Here is an 18737-nt window from a genome sequence, read left to right as displayed (position 1 = left end):
GCCGCTGGAACGGAAATTTTATCCCGCCTCCATCGCCTTGAAAATCAGGCCCGCAGCGGCATCGGGCGTTCGCTCCGCGGTGTCGATCTGCAGCTCGGCGGCGTGCCAAGGGTGATAGTCACGCGCCAGAACGGCCTGCCAGTCTGGCAGCGCGTGGCCGGGCAGGTCCGCGCGGCGAGAATCGATGCGCGCGCGATGTTCGGACAGGTCCGAGCAAATGATTTCGCAGGTAACACAGCGCGCTGTGCCGGCCACCTCGACAAACCACTCACGGGTCATCTGCCATTGGTTCACGCAGTCGATGATCACCGAATGCTCCGCCGCCATTAGCTCTGCCGCCTGCGCCCGTGCAACGAGGTAGCCCGCGTCGGCGGCGTTCGCGGGGGCGAGCGTTGAGGCGCAGATCGCGGTTTCGATGGTGTCGATCCTCAGGTGAATCGCACCCGACTGCGCGGCAAGCGCACGGGAGATTGTTGTTTTTCCTGTGCCCGGCAGCCCGGCGAGGACCACCAGCGCGCTCATGCCGGGGCCGCGTCCTCGAGCCGCAACTGCGGACGTGAGCGGCCCTGCCAGTGGTTTACCTCAAGCCGCCCGGCGAGGTGCCATGCCCCGCCACGAGATTCCAGCATGGCCTTGCCGAGGGGCGTATCGGCGAGGCGAAAGCCGATGGCATCAAGCCGCTGCCCGGTGGCGGTGCGCACGGAAATTTTCAGGTGGTTCTCGCCCACAACGCGGGCATCGGCCAGCGCGGCTTCGGGCAGGGCAAAGCGCGGGGCCGGAGCGGCGGCGCCAAAGGGGCCTGCCTGCTCGAGCGCTTCGATCAGCTCGACCGTGGCAGCCGTTGGCAGGATCAAACCGTCGAGGCGCAAATCGCGCGGGCCGTCTGCACCGGCGCCCTGCCGCTCCAGCAACTCGGAGAGGCGGGCCATTGCCGGTTCAAGCTGACCTGCGGTGAGAGAGAGGCCCGCTGCCATCTTGTGGCCGCCGCCCTGAAGGATGAGGCCTTCGTCCTCCAGCCGGTGCACGCATCCGCCGAGGTCCACGCCAGTGATCGAGCGGCCAGAGCCCTTGCCCTCGCCACCTTCCAGCCCGATGACCACTGCCGGCCGCCCGGTGGCTTCCTTCAGGCGGGACGCAACGATGCCGACAACACCGGGGTGCCAGCCATCGCCCGCCGCCCAAACGAGGGGAGCCTCAAGACCACGCGCTTCAGCCTGCGCCAGTGCGGCTTCCTGCACGGCAGATTCGATTTCGCGGCGCTCCTTGTTCAGCCCATCCAGCTTTTCGGCGAGGGCCATGGCTTCTGCCGCGTCGTCGGTGGCCAGCAGTCGCGCACCAAGATCGGCCCGGCCAACACGGCCTCCGGCGTTGATGCGGGGGCCGAGCAGGTAGCCAAGGTGATAGGGGGTTGGCGCGCGGTCCACCCCGGCCACATCGGAGAGGGCCGCGAGGCCGGGATTGGCGCGTTTGGCCATGATCTTGAGGCCCTGCCGCACCAACGCCCGGTTGACGCCGGTGAGTGGGGCCACATCGGCAACGGTCGCAAGCGCCACCAGATCGAGCAGGCCCATGAGGTCGGGCAGGGGGCTTGCGCCGGCCTCCCGGCGCTGGCGATTGGCTTCGACGAGGCAGAGGAATACGACAGCGGCGGCGCATAAGTGCCCCAGTTCACCGCTTTCGTCCTGCCGGTTGGGGTTGACCACAGCGAGCGCGGGCGGAAGCGTTTCACCGCCAAGGTGATGGTCGAGTACCAGCACCTCGGCGCTGCCCGCAGCCGCAAGCGCCTCATGCGAAAGAGTGCCGCAATCGACGCAGATGATCAGGCTATGGCTTTGGGATAGCTCGGAAATTGCCGGGGCATTCGGCCCGTAGCCTTCCCCGATCCGGTCGGGAACATAGAGGGTGGCCTCGCGACCGAGCGCGCGCAGCCAGCGGATCAGCAAAGCGGCTGAGGCACCCCCATCGACATCGTAGTCAGCGAAGATGGCCAGTTTCTCGGCCCGTTCCACCGCGCTGTTGATCCGCGCGGCGGCCACCTCGATATCGCGCAGTCTGCGCGGGTCGGGGAGCATGTCGCGCAGGGACGGGCTGAGAAACAGCGCTGTCTCCTCAGGCGGCACACCGCGCTGCACGAGCAACCGGGCAAGCGGGCCGGGCAGGCCTGTGCTTTGGGCCATGGCCTCTGCCAGCCGGTCTTCTTCCGGGGCTGGCCCCACCCAGCGCCGCCCCGTGAGGGACTCTTCGACGCCGAGGAAGGCTGCCATCACATTGCGGAGGTCGGGTTGCGGTATTGCATCCGGCGGACCGAGCCGGTTTTGGAGCGCATCAGCAGTGTCTCGGCGGTCAGGTAGCCGACTTCGCGCTTGATGCCGGGCACGAGGGAGCCATCGGTCACGCCAGTGGCGGCAAAGATCACATCGTGCTGCACCATCTCGTCGCGCGAATAGATCCGGTCGAGATCTTCGATTCCGGCCTTTTGGGCGCGGCCCTTCTCGTCGTCATTCCGGAAGGTCAGGCGGCCCCACATCTGCCCGCCCATGCACTTGAGTGCTGCCGCCGCGAGCACGCCTTCGGGTGCGCCGCCAAGGCCCATATACATGTCGATCCCGGTTTTCTCGGGCTCGGCACAATGCATCACGCCGGCCACGTCACCATCGGTGATCAGCCGGATTGCGGCGCCGGTGGAGCGGACCTCTGCAATCAGATCCTCATGGCGGGGGCGTTCGAGAATGCAGACGGTGATATCGGCGGTGGTTGCCTGTTTGGCGGCGGCCAGAAGGCGGACACGCTCGGCGGGGGATTGATCGAGGCTGACGATATCGGTGGGATAGCCAGGGCCGACGGCGAGCTTTTCCATATAAACATCAGGGGCATGGAGCATCGAGCCGCGCGGGGCCATGGCGATGACGGTGAGCGCGTTGGGCATATCCTTGGCGGTGAGGGTGGTGCCTTCCAGCGGGTCGAGGGCGATGTCCACTTCCGGCCCTGTGCCGGTGCCAACCTCTTCGCCGATGTAGAGCATCGGGGCCTCGTCGCGCTCGCCTTCACCGATGACAACAGTGCCGCGAATGTCCAGTGCGTTCAACTGGTCGCGCATGGCGTTCACGGCAGCCTGGTCAGCGGCCTTCTCGTCACCCCGCCCGATCAGACGGGCCGAAGCCAGTGCGGCCGCCTCCGAAACGCGGGCAAGGCCCAGCGAAAGCAACCGGTCGTGGAATTCTGGCTTCTTGGTCATCGGATGCCCCTCATGGCTTTTCATGGTTGTAGATTGGGTAGCCTTCCCCCCCGAAGGGCGCAACCCTCTGGCGGGGTGTTAGCGCAAGCGGTGGGCGGCTCAGACCTGCTCGATCCGCAGCGCAACAGGATCGCCCAGAACCACACCTGTCTTGGTGATGGCATGAAGGGCCTCGGTGAGCGAGCCGTGGCTGGTTTTATGGGTGACGAAAAGCACCGGGGCGGCCTCGGCGTCATGCCCATACTGGCGCATCCGGTCGATCGAAACGCCTGCCTCGCCAAGCGCCGCGGCAACCTTGGCCATCGCGCCGGGTTTGTCTCGCAGGTCCATCCGCAGGTAGTAGGGTGCGGCAGAGGCTGAGCGGGCGGAGGGGGATTTTTGCAGCGTTTTCGCCGGTTTGCCGAACACGGGAAGGCGTGTGCCACGGGCGATATCGCAGATGTCGGCCATGACGGCAGAGGCGGTGGGCCCTTCACCGGCGCCGGGGCCGCGCAGCACGATTTGCTCGACGGCGTCGCCTTCGATCACCACCATGTTGGTGCCGCCTTCAAGCTGGCCGAGGGGCGAGTCGTAGGGCACGAGGCAGGGCGACATGCGCTGCTCAAGGCCGCGGCCCGTCATCTGGGCGACGCCGAGCAGCTTGATCCGAAAGCCCATATCGGCAGCATGGCGGATATCGGAAAGGGTGATCCGCTGGATGCCCTCGATTTCGATGCCATCGAAATTTACCTGCGTTCCGAAGGAGATAGAGCTGAGGATCGCGAGCTTGTGGGCCGCGTCGATGCCGCCGACATCAAGGTTGGGATCGGCCTCCAGATAGCCGAGTTTTGCGGCTTCATCGAACAGCGCTTCATAGCCTTGCCCGGTGGCCTCCATCCGGGTGAGGATGTAGTTGCAGGTGCCGTTCATCACGCCCATGACGCGGGTGATCTCATTCGCGGCCAGCCCCTCGGTGAGGGATTTGATCACCGGGATGCCGCCTGCAACGGCGGCTTCATAGCGGATCTGGCAGCCCTTGGCCTCGGCTGTCTCGGCAAGAGCCTGCCCGTGGACGGCGAGCATGGCCTTGTTGGCGGTGACAACCTGCTTGCCAGCGGCGATGGCGGCCTCGGTGGCGGCCTTGGCGGGGCCGTCTTCGCCCCCCATCAGCTCTACGAACACATCCACATCATCGCGGGCGGCAAGCTCTACCGCATTGTCTTCCCACGCATAATCCTTCAGCGGCACGCCGCGATCCTTGTCTCGGGTGCGAGCGGAGACGGCGGAGATGGTGATGGGGCGCCCTGTGCGGGCCTCAAGCAGGGCGGCGTGGCGGCGGACGATCTTGACGACTCCGGCGCCGACGGTGCCGAGCCCGGCGATACCAAGGCGAAGCGGGTCAGACATGTCGGGCCTCCATCTGGCAAAAATCTTGCGCGGGCATACCCGGTTGCGCGGGGAGGCTCAACCTGAATGGCGGCGCAATGCGGCGTTCATCCGGGCGCGGATGGAGGGCTCGACGATGGGGCCGCGCATACGGGCGGCGCGGGCGCGCAGGGCGGCGACGCGGGCGGCGAGGTTTCCGCGCACGGCGTCGGGGTCGTTGGTGGAGGAATTGGCGCGGGCGAGCACGCTATCCAGCGGTTGCAGCCGGGGGTAGGCGGCGGATTTGGCCGAAGCGCTCACCACCGCATCCAGCTCGGGGAACTGGGTGCAGCCTGCGAGGGCAAGGCAAAGGAGAAGGGCGGCGCGGCTCATGGCGGGCAGAGTATCGGGCGCGGGAAGGGGAGGGAAGCGGGATGTGGGCGCTAACATCCGCGCTTGAATTGAACGGCCGTTCAGGGTTTGCTGGCGGGCATGGCGAGAAAAACGGGTTCACACGCAGAAATCACGGGGCCGAAGGTGCGCGAGGCGGCCCTTCGGCTGTTTGCACAATATGGCTATGCCGCCGTTTCGATGCGCCAGATTGCGCGCGAGGTGGGGGTGCAGGCTGGAGCGCTTTATACCTATACCCCTGATAAGCAAGCGCTTTTGTTTGATCTGATGCGCGATCACATGAACGAGGTTCTCGCCGGGCTAGGCGAAATGCCCGATGGCAGCCCGGGTGAACGGCTGGAATGGATTGTGCGCTTTCACATCGGCTACAACCTCAGCCGCAAGGATGGTGTCTTCATCAATTACATGGAGTTGCGCAACCTTGAGCCTGAGAACCACAAGGCAATTTCCAAGCTGCGCCGACGCTATGAAGACGCGGTGGAGGCCGTTCTGGTCGACGGCCAGGAGAAGGGTGTGTTTCAGATTCCCGACACGCGGCTGGCCTCAATGGCGGTGATCGCCATGCTCAACGGTGTGAACACGTGGTATCGCGAAGGCGGACGCTTGAGCCAGGACCGCGTAGAGCGGATTTACTGGAACATGGTGCGGCGGGCTGTGAAGGGGGCGTGATCCTTTTGCTAGGTTGCGCCAGTATCCAGCCCGCCGGTTAATTCTGCGTTAAACGGCAGGTAAGGCGGGACGTGTCCCGCCTCACGTTAGTGCGCCGGTTTGACGAAAGTGCCATTGCGGAGATCGGCCATCGCCTGCTGCAACTCTTCGGGGCGGTTCATCACGATCGGCCCATGCCAAGCCACCGGCTCCTCGATCGGCGCGCCGGAGATGAGCAGGAAGCGGATGCCATTTTCGCCTGCCTGAACAGTCACTTCGTCGCCCGTGCCGAAACGCACGAGGGTTCGGTCACCCGAAAGGTCACGGATGTTCACCTCCTCGCCCATCACCTCTTTTTCAAGCAACACCCCACCCGGCGCGGAGGCGTCGGCAAAGCGGCCATCGCCTTCGAAAACATAGGCGAAGGCGCGGCGATAGGTGTCGACCTTGAAGGATTTGCGCACCCCGGCGGGCACGGAAATGTCGAGATACTGAGGATCGGCGGCGATGCCGTCGACAGGGCTCTTGTAGCCGCGATAGTCACCGATCACGACCTTGATGCGGGTGCCGTCATCGTCAATGATTTCAGGCAGTTCCGTGCCCTCGATGTCTTGGTAGCGGGGGGCTGTCATCTTCAGCGAGGCGGGCAGGTTGCCCCAGAGCTGGAAGCCGTGCATCTGGCCCTTGTTGTTTCCGGAGGGCATTTCCTGGTGCATGATCCCCGATCCGGCGGTCATCAGCTGGATCGAACCCGGGCCGAGAACGCCGCGATTGCCGAGGCTGTCACCGTGTTCGACGGTGCCCGCGAGCACGTAGGTGATTGTCTCGATGCCACGATGCGGGTGCCAGGGGAAGCCCTTGATGAAGTCTTCTGGCCGCTCGTTGCGGAAGTCGTCGAAAAGCAGAAAAGGGTCTAGTTCCTTGGGGTTATGGAACCCGAAGGCACGGTGCAGCTTGACGCCGGCGCCCTCCAGAGTGGCTTGGGCGGGGCGGAGTTCGGTGACGGGGCGGATGGACATGGAAGTCTCCTTTCACGGCTAAAGATAGGGCGCGGGGGGCATTGTCGCAATAAGCGCAGATATGCGCTTGCGGACTGCAGCGCGTGCATTTGCGCACAGGATTGCGCCGCGCCAAGGGGCTGCTATGAGAGGGCATGACAGAGCAACCAGACTTCCGCATCGGGGCCTCGCTCCTGCGCCGCATCTTCGCCGCAGCCATGTTTGCACTGCTGGCTATCGTCCTGTTCAAAATGGGATTTTCAGGCGAAGGGCCGCTTTGGGGGCGGGGGCTTTTGGTGGTGTTTGGGGGGCTTGTGGTGGCCATGGGCGTGTGGCTGTGGCAGGCGACCGAGGGCGGCTTGGTGCTTCAGGACGGGGTGCTGGCGCTGGAAGACGGGCGCGTGCTGGCGCGGTTGGAAGACGTCACCAAGGTTGAACGCGGCGCCTTTGCCTTGAAACCCGCGGGCGGCTTCGTGCTGAAAATGCAGAAAAAACAACCGTTTGGATGGGGTCCGGGCTTGTGGTGGGTGCGCGGGCGCACGGTGGCCATTGGCGGCGTTGTGCACCCTGCGGCGGGCAAGGCGATGGCGCAATTCATCGAGGCCGGGATGGCTGAACGCGCTTTGCAGGAACGCCCGGACGAGGGTGGCGACGAGGGGCGTTAACCCCGGAATTGCATGGGCAACATCCTATGCACAACCTATGCACATTCCATACCTATGCATAAATGCAAAACGGGCGGGGTTAACCGCCCGTTCGCTTAGCATTTTGCCCGGGATCAGCTACAGGTCTGGTAACAGAGCTGCGGTGCAAAGCGCGGGCGGGTGATGACGAAGTTTTCGAAACTCGAGGCGGGAATGCCCGCGTTGAACAGCGGCTCGTAGGCCATGAAGGTTTCGAGCAAGATCACCTGATCGCCTTTCGGCATCAGTGGGATATTGTCTTCATAGTCGGCAAGCGTGGCATTGGTGAGCTTAGAGCGACCTGTGGTGGCATAGGACCAATCGACCTGAAGATTGCGCGAGTCGGTCAGGCAATCGTCGATTTCGTCACCGTCGTTGTCGGTGCATTTGACCACGGTCACCCGGATGTAGGTGGGGTGCCGGGTGGTGGTGAGATAGTCGTACACGGTGTTGAGGCCCTTGAGGTAGGGCTCGGACACGGGATCCGTCTCGCGGCTCAGCATATCGGCAAGGGTGTAGGTTGCCTTGAGGTTGGAGTTCTGGGTGCGGAAGGCATCGAACCAGACGAAACTGGCCACGTAGAACCAGCAGAGCAGCGGCAGGATCAGCGCGGCCTCGACCGAGAGCGATCCGCGCGCGTCCACGGCGAAGGCCGCGAGACGGGCACGGAATGTGCGAAGAGTGGTCAGCATGGCATCAGCCTCCTGCGCCGGGTTCATTAACGAAGGCCGAGGAAGACACGATTGCGTAATTCTCCCCATCGACCAAAGGCAGTTTCAGACCGAGCGCCGTTGCGACGAACCAAGGCTTCGTGACAGCGCAGGCGCGCACGATCATCATTTGGTTTTCATTGCCACCGTTGAAGGTGGTCACCGGCTGGATCGGGGCAGACTTGTCAACGCAGGTGGCCTGTGGGGGAAGGGGCGTCCAGGTTGTCTTCGACACCGGTTGCAGCTCGATCAGCATTGAGTTCAAGCAATCGGGAATGACGCCCGCGCGGTCGCAGAGGGCCTTTTTCAGCTCGTCATGCGTGGGGGGCTTCCAGTGGCCAAGGCGCAAATCGCGAACCGAAAGGTCGAGCGCACGCTCCAGCATCACCTGCCGGGTCATCAGCATGCCCAGTTCGAAACAGGACATGAAAATAATGATGAAGATCGGGAAGAGGATCACGAATTCGATCGTGGTGTTGCCCTCTTCACGGCGACGGAAGCGGAGCAGACGGGCCGCGAGTTTGCTCGCGGGCCCGCCCGGGATGCGGCGAGGTCGCCGCTCCGGCTTGTGCATTTGGTCTGTCGGCATCAGGGCCCCCATCAGTTGAGCAGACGCAGCTGGTTGATTTGCCGTGCGATGGCCGAGAAGGCCTCGGAGATCTCGGTGCCTTCCACCCGGAAGAAGTGGGAGGGCGAGGAGGCGCAGTCTTGCATCACGCCGGCAGAGTGGTTGGTGACTTCAAAGCCAATGGTGAACACGGTGATCCCGGCGCTCTTGGCGGCGGTGCAGATGTTGTCGAGCATCGTGTCAGCCTGGCTGGCCGAGTACTTGCGGTAGTAATACTGCGAGCGGTTGCGCGAGTTCACGTAGCGGTAGAGGTAGTACCACAGCGGATATTTGTCCCAGTGGGCATATTCGGAGTTGGAGTTATAGGCCCAGCTCTGAATCCGGTAGGTATCCACGTTTTCGCCGTCGGTCATCAGCACCACGACCTTGAGGGTCTCGTCGTCGTCGTAGTCGGCGGGACGGTCGATGAAGGCATCATCCACCACGTTGGCGGCGCGCAGGTTGTTCACGATCGTGCGCATCGAAGGGTCGAGCAGGGCGGTGCCCCACTTCATGCCGATGTGGATCGCGGTGTTGGCGCGGGCGCGGTAGTCGTCGATGGTGTCTTTCAGCTCCGCGGTGTTCTTGCTCAGGGCCACGATACGCTCGTAGTCCCGCATCGGGCAGCCGGGGTTGCGGATCGGGCGGTAGTTTTCGCTCGACCACTCGAAGTGCTGCATCTGCTGGTAGTTCTTCGTCATCGAGATCGTCGTGGTGTCGAAGTCCGAGGAATCGAAGTCGATGCAGTGGGAGTAGCTGTGGCGGCCGTTGTTGTTTTTCTGGAGCTGGTTGAAGATGTTGGGGCCAGCGTTGACCTGGGCGGTGTAGGGCACGAGGCTGAGCGAGATCTGGCCATCAGCGTCATCGACGACGACTGAATCCACAAAGTCCTTGGCGGCGCTGCGCAGGTTGTTGATCTTGTGGTTCGAGCCCATCGAACCCGAGATATCGAGGACGAGGGAGATTTCGACGTTGGACACACGTTCTTCGGCGGTGCCCGAAGCTGGTGCGGTGAATGTCTTGACGCCCACCATGCGCATCAGCAGCGTTTTGATCTCGGCTTCGGTGGTGGCCTGAACGTTGCGGTAGTTCAGACCCTCATCAACGGTGACGTCGATGTTGAAGTCGCCGAGACCGGCGCGGGAGAAGTAATCGGCGACGACTTCCTCGGGGTCCAGCGTCTGGTCCATGTCGGCGGCTGCGAGAACGGCCCTGTCGAGGGTGTTCTGCAGCTTGGTTCGTGTCATCTCGAAGCGCATGACATCAATACCGATTCCGACGGCCATGCACATGCAGACGAGCAGGAAGAGCGCGAAGAGGATGAGGTTGCCCTCGGTCTCCTCGGCAAAGCGTTTCAGGCGGCCGATTGCCCCCTTCTGCGCTTGTTCTTTCTCCGCCCCCGCAGTGATCAGATTTTTCATCTGGGCCATACCGGCTGGTCCTTTGCATTTGCCGCAAGACCTGTGCCGTTCCGGGCAGTGTGCCCTTCATCAAACGCAGGTCGCGCTGGGGCATTTGCCGGTATGAGGGTGTCGAAAATGGGGCGAAACCCCGTCTCAAATCAGGAATTAACCTTTGCAATTGAGGCGCGGCGCGGCGGGCTGGGCGCTGATGGCCGGGGTGCGGGCCCCCCAGCCCAGCTCCCCGGCCACCGCCCCCCCGAGCGACCTGCAGCCCCTGCGCCGAGGCGCTGGCAGGCGTGGCCGAAGCGGGCTTCGGCAGCGGGTGCGGATCTTGCTTCATCATCTTTCGCATCCTCCAGCCCCCGGGTTGCGGTTGGGGGCCGTCAGTTGGTGAGACGGAGCGTGCTGATGTTACGTGCGATGGCGGCGAAGGCATCGGAGATTTCGGTGCCGCTCACATCGAAGTAGTGGGCCGGAGTGGTGGCGCAGTTGCGCATCACGTTGCCGCTGTGGGTGCTCACTTCGAAGCCGATGGTATAGACAGTGATGCCCTGCGCCTTGGCGGCGTCGCAGATGTTGCCGAGCATCGTATCGGCGGTGGAAGAGCTGTAGCGGGTTTCGACGTAGTTCTGCCAGTTCTGGCCTTTGCTGGACGCGTAGGCGACAACGGAGTGCTGGTACCAGCGCTCGATCTCATCGCCCGAGTCGTAATGCTGGGGCTTGAGGCGCACGGTGTTGACGTTTTCGCCATCGGTCATCAGCACGACGATCTTTTGCGTGTTGGCGCGGCTGTAGGAATAGGGCCGGTTGGCAAAGGCGGCATCGGCGTGGCCGGAGGCGGCGAGCGTTTGGATCACCGGCTGCATCGAGGGGTCGAGCAGGGCCACGCCCCACTTCATGCCGAGGTGGATGGCGGTGTTGGCGCGGGCCTGAAACTGGTCGATCTGGCCCTTGAGGGCGGCCCGGTTTTGCGAGAAGGGCGTGACCTGCTCGTAGCTTTGCTGAACGCAGCCGGGGTTGTCGATCGGGGTGGAGGCCGAGCTGTAGTATTGGAAGTGCTGCATGTGGTCGTATTGCTTGGTGAGCGATACGCTGGCGCTGGTGAAGTCGGCCGCCTCAAAATCCACGCAGTAGGAATGGGGGTGGGAGAGCGGCACGTTGAGTTCGCCGATCATCTCGGCACCGATGTTCACCTGGGCGGAATAGGGCACGAGGCTGAGCGAGACCGAGCCGGGCTGGTTTGGGTCCAGCACGGTGTCGACAAATTCCTTCGCGGCGGTTTTCAGGTTGGGCAGCTTGTTGTTGGAGCCCATGGAGCCGGTGACGTCGAGCACGAGGCTGACTTCCACATCGGTGTAGCCTGCGGTGGCGGTGCCGTGCGACTTGGCCTCCATCTTGTCGATACCGACCATGCCGAGGAAGAACATCGGCAGTTTGGTGTTGGTGTTGGCGGAGACGGTTTTGTAGTTGGCGCCCTGGGTGACGGTGATGCCTTCGAGGTTGTCGGCGAGGCCGGCCTTTTCGAAGTAGTCCTGCACCACGGTGTGGGGATCCATCGACTGTTCCATCGAGGCCGCGGCGAGCACGGCGGAGTCGGCGGTGTTTTGCAGGCGGGTGCGGGCCATCTCGGTGCGCATCACGTCGATGCCGATGCCAACGGCGAGCATCATGCAGACGAAGAGGAAGAGCGAGAAGATGATGAGACCGCCGTCCTCTTCACGCGCGAAGCGATCGAGGCGATCAAAGCGAGATGAATTTTGGATCTTGGTCATGGCATGCACCGCCGGAAACTGGGCCCCCACCCGGTTATTGAGACAATATTGCCCCAATTCGGTCACGTTCCGTTAGGGAAAAAGGCAGAGAGCCCGGAAAATCGCTAAATCGGGACTTAATTGAGGCGAAATGGACATAATTGCCCGTCAATTAGAAACGGAAACGGAAACAGTCTCGGTTCTGCGCGGAACTGTTGAAAATGAATGTGGCAGAAGGGGGAGAATCACTGGCCGGAGTGTTGGGCGGCAGGGAGCTTCAGGGGAGGTTCGGGAACCGCAGGTACGCTGGGCCGCCGGTCCATTGGAGGGCGCCACTCACGCACACGGCCCGCGCGGCCTTGTCGGGCGGCGCGGGCCGTTTGGTGGCTATGTGCGGTGCGATCAGTTGGTGAGGCGCAGCGAGCTGATGTTGCGGGCGATGGCAGCGAAGGCTTCGGAGATTTCGGTGCCGCTCACATCGAAGTAGTGCGAGGGGGTCGAAGCGCAGTTGCGCATCACGTTGGCGCTGTGGGTGCTGACTTCGAAGCCCACGGTGTAGACGATGATGCCCTGCGCCTTGGCGGCGTCGCAAATGTTGCTGAGCATGCTGTCGGCCTTGGAGGCGGAGTACTTTGTTTCGATGTAGGACTGCCAGTTGTGGCCTTTGCTGGTGGCGTAGTCGTAGACCGACTCCGCGTTCCAGCGGTCGATTTCGTTTTGGCTGTTGTAGTACTGATCCCTCAGGCGAACGGTATCGACGTTTTCGCCGTCGGTCATCAGCACGACCACCTTGGAGGTGTTCGGGCGGCTGTAGCTAAAGGGGCGGTTGGCGAAGGCGGCGTCTGCCTTGCCTTTGGCGGCCATGCTCTGGATCACCGGCTGCATCGAGGGGTCGAGCAGCGCCACGCCCCACTTCATGCCGAGGTGGATGGCGGTGTTGGCACGGGCCTGGAACTGGTTGATCTGGGCTTTCAGGGCCGCGTTGTTCTGGCTGTGCGGTGTGACCTGCTCATAGCTCTGCTGCACGCAGCCGGGGTTGTCGATCGGCGTGGTTTCCGATGGGTAATACTGGAAGTGCTGCATGTGCTTGTATTGCTGGGTGAGTGACACGCCGGTGCCTGTGAAGTCGGCCTCTTGGAAGTCGACGCAATGGGTGAAGCTATGCTCTTGCGGCACGTTCAGCTCGGCCATCATATCGGCACCGATGTTGACCTGTGCGGAGTAGGGGACGAGGCTGAGCGAGACAGAGCCCGGCTGGGACGGGTCGAGCACGGTATCGACAAAATCCTTGGCGGCGCTTTTGAGGTTGGGCAGCTTGTTGTTGGAGCCCATTGAGCCGGTGATATCGAGCACGAGGCTGACTTCGACGTCGGTATAGCCTGCGGTGGCGGTGCCTTCCGACTTGGCCTCCATCTTGTCGATCCCGACCATGCCGAGGAAATACATCGGCAGCTTGGTGTTGGTTTTGGCAGAAACTGTCTTGTAGTTGGCACCCTGAGACACGGTAACGCCATCGAGGTTGCTGGCGAGGCCGGCCTTTTCAAAATAGTCGTTGACCACGGTCTCGGGGGCGATCGTCTGTTCCATGGAGGCCGCGGCGAGCACGGCATTGTCAGCGACGTTTTGCAGGCGGGTGCGGGCCATTTCGGTGCGCATCACGTCAATCGAGAGGCCCACGGCGAGCATCATGCAGACGAAGAGGAACAGCGAGAAGATGATGAGACCGCCGTCTTCGTCACGCGCGAAGGCAGAGAAGCGGCTCTGGCTTTCGGTGGGGGTGGATCTCAGCTCGGTCATGGTCGGGGCACCGGTGTTGTCAGGCCCCCACCTGAGTTGTGAACATATATCTCCACATTCGAGCCTCATTTGAAGAGCGATTTAGGAAATTCCGCCATTTTTGCCGCTCCGGGGCCTTTTTTGGGGGGAATTTGCCGCAAATAGATCGGAATGTGGCATGTAATCGGAAACAGTGGGTGGTGAGGATTTGGGTTTGTTTCTTTTCGCCGTTGCTCCGTGCGGGGAATCACCCAGCGTAAACTCGTCGCTTTGGGCGGGAATTGCCCTGTTTTGGCCCGGGTGGGGCTGGTGAGGGGCGGGGGAATGTGGCGCGGATATGGTGGTGGGCGGCGGCCTACATGAAGTTTTCATGTGTCATCGGCTATAGGCCCCGTTAGCATCACCCCGAGTCCGCTCGCAGAATGCGGCGGGTCCATCGACAAGGGAGGAGTGCGCCATGGCGCCCAAGAACGAACCCACATTCCGTCAGTCCGTTGACATGATGTTCAACCGCGCGGTCGCGTTGATGGATCTTCCGCCGGGGCTGGAGGAGAAGATCCGGGTCTGCAACGCCACCTATACCGTGCGCTTCGGGGTGCGGTTGCGTGGCAAGATCGAGACCTTCACCGGATACCGGAGTGTGCATTCGGAGCATATGGAGCCGGTGAAAGGGGGCATTCGCTTTGCGCTCAGCGTCAATCAGGACGAGGTGGAGGCGCTCGCCGCGCTGATGACCTATAAATGTGCGCTGGTGGAAGCGCCGTTTGGTGGCTCCAAAGGGGGGCTGTGCATCAACCCGCGCGATTATGACGAAGAAGAGATGGAGCGGATTACCCGCCGCTTTGCCTATGAACTCATCAAGCGCGACCTGATCAACCCGGCCCAGAATGTGCCCGCGCCCGACATGGGCACCAGTGAGCGCGAGATGGCGTGGATCGCCGACCAATACAAGCGGATGAACACCACCGATATCAACGGCGCGGCCTGCGTGACGGGCAAGCCGATCAACGGCGGCGGCATTCAGGGCCGCACGGAGGCGACGGGGCGGGGCGTGCAATATGCGCTGCGCGAGTTCTTCCGCCACCCGGAGGATGTGAAGGCGGCCAAGCTGGAGGGCAAGCTTGATGGCAAGCGGGTAATCGTGCAGGGCCTCGGCAATGTGGGCTATCACGCTGCGCTGTTCTTGCAGAAGGAGGATGGCTGCAAGATCACCGGGATCATCGAGCATGACGGGGCGCTGTTTTCGGAGGCCGGGCTGGATGTGGAAGCGGTGCGGGCGTGGATCGTCAAGCATGGCGGGGTCAGCGGCTTTCCGGATGCCAACCACACGGCCGAGGGCGCCAAGGTGCTGGAGGAGGAGTGCGACATTCTCATTCCGGCGGCGATGGAGGGGGTGATCAACCTCGAAAATGCCGCGCGGGTGAAGGCACCGCTGATCATCGAGGCCGCCAATGGCCCGGTGACGGCTGGGGCCGACGAGATCCTGCGCGAGCGGGGCTGTGTGATTATCCCCGACATGTATGCCAACGCGGGCGGTGTGACGGTGAGTTACTTCGAGTGGGTGAAGAACCTCAGCCATATTCGCTTTGGCCGGATGCAGAGGCGGCAGGAGGAGGCGCGCCACCAGCTGATCATCGACGAGCTGGAGCGGCTCGACCGGCACCTGGGTGATGCGTGGTCGATGACGCCGACGTTCAAGGAAAAGTACCTGCGCGGTGCCGATGAACTGGAGCTGGTGCGCTCGGGCCTCGATGACACGATGCGGATTGCCTATCAGTCGATCTCGGAGATTTGGCATGAGCGCAAGGGCGTGAACGACCTGCGCACCGCGGCCTACCTTGCCTCGATCGCCAAGGTGGCGGCGAGCTACCGGGCCAAGGGGCTGTAGGACGGACCGGGCGGGAGGGCAAAGCGCGCTCCCGCCCGCCCACCCCGCGCGCTTTGCCCTCCCTTTGCAGGCTCAGGCGCGGGTGATCAGGCCCGAGTAGCAGCCGCGAGCTGCGTTATGGGCGTGAATTTCGGTAATTGCCCGGTTGGAGAAGAGGCGCAGGATGGCCTCGGCGATGGCGTCGCCCTCTGCCAGATCGGCTTCCAGCATCATGCCCGTATGGTCGAAGCCCCGCAGCGAGAGCATTCGGCGGTGCATGACTTGGGGCACCTCGCCGGTGGCGTCATAGGGCTTGCGCGCGCCCTCGCGCACGAAAATCGCGTGGCTGGTGCGGTAGGGCGAGGGTTTGGGCATGCAGGTGTGGTTGAGCAGGAGGACGGTTTCGCCCTTGGGGACGTCTTCCATTGTGATCCGGTCGGGGAAGCCGGGCTGGGCGTTGACCGTCATCCGGAGGGCACCGCGCTGGGCGAGTTCAGCCTCGGGGAGCCCTTAGAGCGGGCGGAAGGGGGCGGGATCGAGGCCGGTGATGCGAAAACTCATGGGCTGGCTCCTTGCTTTGCCGGGGTGTTGTGGCCCGGCATGCGCCCGGCAGGCGACCCGGAGCTTGCGCTTTGGGCGGGTACCGAAAGAGATTTGGTGGATATTTGCAGAAAAAAAATGAACCGGGGCCGTGAGCGACGCGGGGTGTCGTTAATGGCCTTGTTTTCGTGTGGGCGGGCTGGTTTTCTGGGGGCAGTTTAGGGGGCTGGTTTGCGCTACAACGCTCTGAAGATCCTGACTGAGGGGCTGACCGGCAACCGTGGCTGGCGGCCGGCGTGGCGCAAGCCGGAGCCGAAGCCTGACTATGATGTGGTTATCATTGGCGGGGGCGGGCACGGGCTGAGCACGGCCTATTACCTCGCCAAGGAGCATGGGCTGCAGAACATCGCCGTGCTGGAGAAGGGCCGCCTTGGCCTTGGCAATGTGGGGCGCAACACCACGATTGTGCGGGCCAACTACTTCTTGCCGGGGAATTCGGAGTTTTACTCGATGAGCCTGAAGCTCTGGGAGGGGCTTTCGGCGGATCTCAACTACAACGTGATGCATTCTCAGCGTGGGCTGATCAACCTGTTCCACTCCGACGGGCAGCGCGATGCCTTTGTGCGGCGTGGCAATGCGATGGTGAACCAGGGCGATGATGCGGTGCTGCTGGACAGGGACGGTGTGCGCCGGATGCTGCCTTATCTGGATTTCGAGCAGGGGCGCTTTCCGATCTACGGTGGTTTGTATCATCCGCGCGGCGGCACGGCGCGGCATGACGCGGTGGCTTGGGGCTATGCGCGGGGGGCCGATAGCCGGGGCGTGGACCTGATCGAGAACTGCGAGGTGACGGGGATCGACGTGGAGGCTGGCCGGGTGCGCGGTGTGCAGACCACGCGGGGCGCGATCCGGGCCAAGAAGGTGGCGATTGTTACGGCGGGGCGCAGCGGACAGGTGGCGGCGTTGGCCGGGCTGCGATTGCCGATTGAGTCCCACGTGTTGCAGGCCTTTGTGACCGAGGGGCTGAAGCCGGTGATCGACCATGTGATCAGCTTCGGCATGGGGCACTTCTACATCAGCCAGTCGGACAAGGGCGGCCTCGTCTTTGGCGGCGATCTCGATTTCTACCCAAGCTACGCCCAGCGGGGGAACCTGCCGATGGCGGAGCATGTGATGGAGGCGGGGATGACGCTGATGCCGATGATCGGCAAGGCGAAGGTGCTGCGCTCCTGGGGTGGGATCATGGATATGACGCCCGATGGCTCGCCGATCATCGACAAGGGCCCGATTGACGGGCTCTATCTGGATTGCGGCTGGTGTTACGGCGGCTTCAAGGCGGTGCCCGGCTCTGGCTTTGCGCTGGCGCATCTGATTGCGCAGGAGCGCCCGCACCCGGATGCGGCGGGCTTTCGACTGGATCGTTTCAGATCAGGTATTGGATTGATGGATGAGGAGGGAACAGGTGCGCAGCATAATCTGCATTAGCGCGGTGCTGGCGGCGGGGGTCGCCACGGCGCAGGAGTTTGAGGGCGAGTGCTGGGCGCGGGATTACAGTGCCGAACATCTCGCGAGCCAGCCGGAGCAGACCGTGGAGAAACTGCGGATCACCTTTCGCCCATGGGAGCACGGCGGCAATGTGGCAGAGATCCGCGCCACAATGGCGGACAACGCCTATACCCGGGTCCACGGGACGGCTGGGAAGACCTATTCGAACGTGTTGTTCTGTAGCCCGCATGAGGCGCGCTCGGGCTGGCCGGGTTGGATGGAAGACGGGGTGATGACCTGTCAGGGCGAGTGCGACGGGGGCTTCTTTCAGGTGGTGTCACTGGAGCCGGGCGCGCTCACGATCCGCACTGAGGGTGTGGCGGTGAGTGACGGGACGGGCTGTGGCTCGACCTTGGTGGCGGATGTGACGCCCGGGGACGGGAGCCGCTATGTGCTGACCGATTATCTGTTGGAGAGCGCACCGCCGGGGGTGTGCCAATGATCCGGGCGGGCGTGATTGCGATGCTGGCCGCCGGGCCTGCGATCGCGGGGCCGGATTGCTATCAGCGATTCTATTCGGATGCGCATATGGCGGCCAATCCGACGCAGGGCGTGCAGGGCTTGGTGCTGCATTTCCACCCCATCGAAGGGGGGACGCGCGGCGTTCAGCTTTGGGCAGAACTCACGCCCGAAATGGAAAGCCTTGCGTCGGAAACCTTGGGCCAGCGGTATTATTCCGACATGCGCTGCGAGGCGGCCGGGCCTGATGTGGAGGGCGCGGACCCGGCGGCGGAGACCTGTTTTGACCTGTGTGATCTGGGGTTCATCCAGATCGTCGAAGAAAGCGACAGCCGTTTGCTGATCCGCAGTTTCGGGCTGGGGCTGCATGGCAATAGTACGACGTGCAGCGGCGGCGCGGTGCTGGCCGATCGCGGCGAGACATCGGGCTACGTGGTGACGACCTTCCGGCTGGATGGCGCGGCGGAAGCGGACTGCGAGGGATGAGGATCGCCTGCCCTCTTTGCGGTGCGCGCGACAGCCGGGAATTTACCCCGGTGGGCGGTGCGGAGCTGCTTGACCGGCCCGATCCGGAGGCGGGGGCGGAGGCATGGGATGACTACCTGCACAACCGGGCGAACATCTGCGGGCCGAGCCGGGAGCTTTGGTATCACGGGGCGGGGTGCGCGAGTTGGTTGGTGGTGGAGCGGGACACGGCGAGCCATGAGGTGCTGGCCGTGAGCTTGGCGCGGCAGGTGGCGCGGTGAGGGCCCGGGGCGGG

At 63.3% G+C, this 18737-nt stretch carries 19 protein-coding genes; 7 read left to right on the top strand and 12 right to left on the bottom strand.

Annotated elements, in window-relative coordinates; all coding sequences use genetic code 11:
- Positions 1 to 18 precede the first annotated feature (18 nt).
- The 5 genes from FHY55_RS13665 to FHY55_RS13645 form a co-directional block, all read right to left on the bottom strand.
- The gene (locus FHY55_RS13665) at positions 19 to 522 is read right to left on the bottom strand and encodes an AAA family ATPase (RefSeq protein ID WP_140014726.1); all 504 of its coding nucleotides are present in this window, start codon (positions 520 to 522) and stop codon (positions 19 to 21) included.
- Positions 519 to 2264, bottom strand: a complete 1746-nt coding sequence (gene recJ / locus FHY55_RS13660) for a single-stranded-DNA-specific exonuclease RecJ (protein WP_140014725.1) — start codon at positions 2262 to 2264, stop codon at positions 519 to 521. Before recJ ends, FHY55_RS13665 begins: the two co-directional genes overlap by 4 nt.
- Positions 2264 to 3235, bottom strand: coding sequence for a class II fructose-bisphosphatase (gene glpX / locus FHY55_RS13655; protein WP_140014724.1), 972 nt, complete (start codon positions 3233 to 3235; stop codon positions 2264 to 2266). Before glpX ends, recJ begins: the two co-directional genes overlap by 1 nt.
- 99 nt (positions 3236 to 3334) lie before the next feature.
- Positions 3335 to 4621, bottom strand: coding sequence for a homoserine dehydrogenase (locus tag FHY55_RS13650; protein ID WP_140014723.1), 1287 nt, complete (start codon positions 4619 to 4621; stop codon positions 3335 to 3337).
- Positions 4622 to 4678: 57 nt separating this feature from the next.
- Complete coding sequence (locus FHY55_RS13645; RefSeq protein WP_140014722.1) at positions 4679 to 4972, bottom strand: hypothetical protein; 294 nt, start codon at positions 4970 to 4972, stop codon at positions 4679 to 4681.
- 99 nt (positions 4973 to 5071) lie between these two features.
- Here FHY55_RS13645 and FHY55_RS13640 point away from each other — a divergent pair, with 99 nt between their 5' ends.
- Positions 5072 to 5659, top strand: a complete 588-nt coding sequence (locus FHY55_RS13640; protein ID WP_140014721.1) for a TetR/AcrR family transcriptional regulator — start codon at positions 5072 to 5074, stop codon at positions 5657 to 5659.
- A gap of 86 nt (positions 5660 to 5745) precedes the next feature.
- Here the strand turns inward: FHY55_RS13640 and FHY55_RS13635 are convergent, their stop codons facing one another.
- Entirely contained in the window at positions 5746 to 6657 is a 912-nt protein-coding gene (locus FHY55_RS13635; protein WP_140014720.1) for a pirin family protein, read from the bottom strand.
- 134 nt (positions 6658 to 6791) lie between these two features.
- Between FHY55_RS13635 and FHY55_RS13630 the strand changes: the two genes are divergently transcribed.
- On the top strand, positions 6792 to 7301 hold the full coding sequence (locus FHY55_RS13630) for a hypothetical protein (protein WP_140014719.1): 510 nt from the start codon (positions 6792 to 6794) through the stop codon (positions 7299 to 7301).
- A gap of 113 nt (positions 7302 to 7414) precedes the next feature.
- On the opposite strand, the gene FHY55_RS13625 is transcribed toward FHY55_RS13630, so the two are convergent.
- The 5 genes from FHY55_RS13625 to FHY55_RS13605 form a co-directional block, all read right to left on the bottom strand.
- Positions 7415 to 8011: a TadE/TadG family type IV pilus assembly protein gene (locus FHY55_RS13625; protein ID WP_140014718.1), complete on the bottom strand. Its 597-nt coding sequence runs from the start codon at positions 8009 to 8011 to the stop codon at positions 7415 to 7417.
- A 4-nt stretch (positions 8012 to 8015) separates the two neighbouring features.
- The gene (locus tag FHY55_RS13620; protein ID WP_140014717.1) at positions 8016 to 8630 is read right to left on the bottom strand and encodes a TadE/TadG family type IV pilus assembly protein; all 615 of its coding nucleotides are present in this window, start codon (positions 8628 to 8630) and stop codon (positions 8016 to 8018) included.
- Positions 8630 to 10057 (bottom strand): TadE/TadG family type IV pilus assembly protein, encoded by a 1428-nt coding sequence (locus FHY55_RS13615; RefSeq protein WP_140014716.1) that lies wholly within the window; start codon positions 10055 to 10057, stop codon positions 8630 to 8632. The genes FHY55_RS13620 and FHY55_RS13615 overlap by 1 nt, the downstream gene beginning before the upstream one ends.
- Positions 10058 to 10422: 365 nt before the next feature.
- Positions 10423 to 11811, bottom strand: a complete 1389-nt coding sequence (locus FHY55_RS13610; protein ID WP_140014715.1) for a TadE/TadG family type IV pilus assembly protein — start codon at positions 11809 to 11811, stop codon at positions 10423 to 10425.
- Positions 11812 to 12192: 381 nt separating this feature from the next.
- Complete coding sequence (locus FHY55_RS13605; protein WP_168223009.1) at positions 12193 to 13587, bottom strand: TadE/TadG family type IV pilus assembly protein; 1395 nt, start codon at positions 13585 to 13587, stop codon at positions 12193 to 12195.
- A 436-nt stretch (positions 13588 to 14023) separates the two neighbouring features.
- On the opposite strand from FHY55_RS13605, the gene FHY55_RS13600 reads away from it, so the two are divergent.
- Positions 14024 to 15454 (top strand): Glu/Leu/Phe/Val dehydrogenase, encoded by a 1431-nt coding sequence (locus FHY55_RS13600; protein WP_140014713.1) that lies wholly within the window; start codon positions 14024 to 14026, stop codon positions 15452 to 15454.
- Positions 15455 to 15526: 72 nt separating this feature from the next.
- Here the strand turns inward: FHY55_RS13600 and FHY55_RS13595 are convergent, their stop codons facing one another.
- A complete protein-coding gene (locus tag FHY55_RS13595) occupies positions 15527 to 15901 on the bottom strand; it encodes a DUF1203 domain-containing protein (protein WP_210410487.1) in 375 nt (124 codons plus the stop codon).
- Positions 15902 to 16204: 303 nt separating this feature from the next.
- On the opposite strand from FHY55_RS13595, the gene FHY55_RS13590 reads away from it, so the two are divergent.
- From FHY55_RS13590 to FHY55_RS13575, 4 genes are read left to right on the top strand one after another with little or no spacing between them, the layout of a single operon-like run.
- On the top strand, positions 16205 to 17458 hold the full coding sequence (locus tag FHY55_RS13590) for a sarcosine oxidase subunit beta family protein (protein WP_140014712.1): 1254 nt from the start codon (positions 16205 to 16207) through the stop codon (positions 17456 to 17458).
- Positions 17436 to 17960, top strand: coding sequence for a hypothetical protein (locus FHY55_RS13585; RefSeq protein WP_140014711.1), 525 nt, complete (start codon positions 17436 to 17438; stop codon positions 17958 to 17960). The genes FHY55_RS13590 and FHY55_RS13585 overlap by 23 nt, the downstream gene beginning before the upstream one ends.
- Positions 17957 to 18463 carry a hypothetical protein gene (locus tag FHY55_RS13580; RefSeq protein WP_140014710.1) on the top strand — a complete coding sequence of 169 codons (507 nt, stop codon included), beginning with the start codon at positions 17957 to 17959 and terminating at the stop codon, positions 18461 to 18463. The genes FHY55_RS13585 and FHY55_RS13580 overlap by 4 nt, the downstream gene beginning before the upstream one ends.
- Complete coding sequence (locus FHY55_RS13575) at positions 18460 to 18723, top strand: sarcosine oxidase subunit delta (protein ID WP_140014709.1); 264 nt, start codon at positions 18460 to 18462, stop codon at positions 18721 to 18723. Before FHY55_RS13580 ends, FHY55_RS13575 begins: the two co-directional genes overlap by 4 nt.
- The last annotated feature ends 14 nt before the right edge of the window (positions 18724 to 18737 follow it).

Source organism: Oceanicola sp. D3, from assembly GCF_006351965.1.
In the GTDB taxonomy this organism is placed as follows: domain Bacteria; phylum Pseudomonadota; class Alphaproteobacteria; order Rhodobacterales; family Rhodobacteraceae; genus Vannielia.
This window is presented reverse-complemented; position numbering and strand designations above follow the sequence as displayed.

Coding starts and splice junctions, on each gene's coding strand:
- FHY55_RS13665 (WP_140014726.1), bottom strand. CDS start 522: ATGAGCGCGCTGGTGGTCCTCGCCGGGCTGCCGGGCACAGGAAAAACA.
- recJ (WP_140014725.1), bottom strand. CDS start 2,264: ATGGCAGCCTTCCTCGGCGTCGAAGAGTCCCTCACGGGGCGGCGCTGG.
- glpX (WP_140014724.1), bottom strand. CDS start 3,235: ATGACCAAGAAGCCAGAATTCCACGACCGGTTGCTTTCGCTGGGCCTT.
- FHY55_RS13650 (WP_140014723.1), bottom strand. CDS start 4,621: ATGTCTGACCCGCTTCGCCTTGGTATCGCCGGGCTCGGCACCGTCGGC.
- FHY55_RS13645 (WP_140014722.1), bottom strand. CDS start 4,972: ATGAGCCGCGCCGCCCTTCTCCTTTGCCTTGCCCTCGCAGGCTGCACC.
- FHY55_RS13640 (WP_140014721.1), top strand. CDS start 5,072: ATGGCGAGAAAAACGGGTTCACACGCAGAAATCACGGGGCCGAAGGTG.
- FHY55_RS13635 (WP_140014720.1), bottom strand. CDS start 6,657: ATGTCCATCCGCCCCGTCACCGAACTCCGCCCCGCCCAAGCCACTCTG.
- FHY55_RS13630 (WP_140014719.1), top strand. CDS start 6,792: ATGACAGAGCAACCAGACTTCCGCATCGGGGCCTCGCTCCTGCGCCGC.
- FHY55_RS13625 (WP_140014718.1), bottom strand. CDS start 8,011: ATGCTGACCACTCTTCGCACATTCCGTGCCCGTCTCGCGGCCTTCGCC.
- FHY55_RS13620 (WP_140014717.1), bottom strand. CDS start 8,630: ATGGGGGCCCTGATGCCGACAGACCAAATGCACAAGCCGGAGCGGCGA.
- FHY55_RS13615 (WP_140014716.1), bottom strand. CDS start 10,057: ATGAAAAATCTGATCACTGCGGGGGCGGAGAAAGAACAAGCGCAGAAG.
- FHY55_RS13610 (WP_140014715.1), bottom strand. CDS start 11,811: ATGACCAAGATCCAAAATTCATCTCGCTTTGATCGCCTCGATCGCTTC.
- FHY55_RS13605 (WP_168223009.1), bottom strand. CDS start 13,587: ATGACCGAGCTGAGATCCACCCCCACCGAAAGCCAGAGCCGCTTCTCT.
- FHY55_RS13600 (WP_140014713.1), top strand. CDS start 14,024: ATGGCGCCCAAGAACGAACCCACATTCCGTCAGTCCGTTGACATGATG.
- FHY55_RS13595 (WP_210410487.1), bottom strand. CDS start 15,901: ATGACGGTCAACGCCCAGCCCGGCTTCCCCGACCGGATCACAATGGAA.
- FHY55_RS13580 (WP_140014710.1), top strand. CDS start 17,957: ATGATCCGGGCGGGCGTGATTGCGATGCTGGCCGCCGGGCCTGCGATC.
- FHY55_RS13575 (WP_140014709.1), top strand. CDS start 18,460: ATGAGGATCGCCTGCCCTCTTTGCGGTGCGCGCGACAGCCGGGAATTT.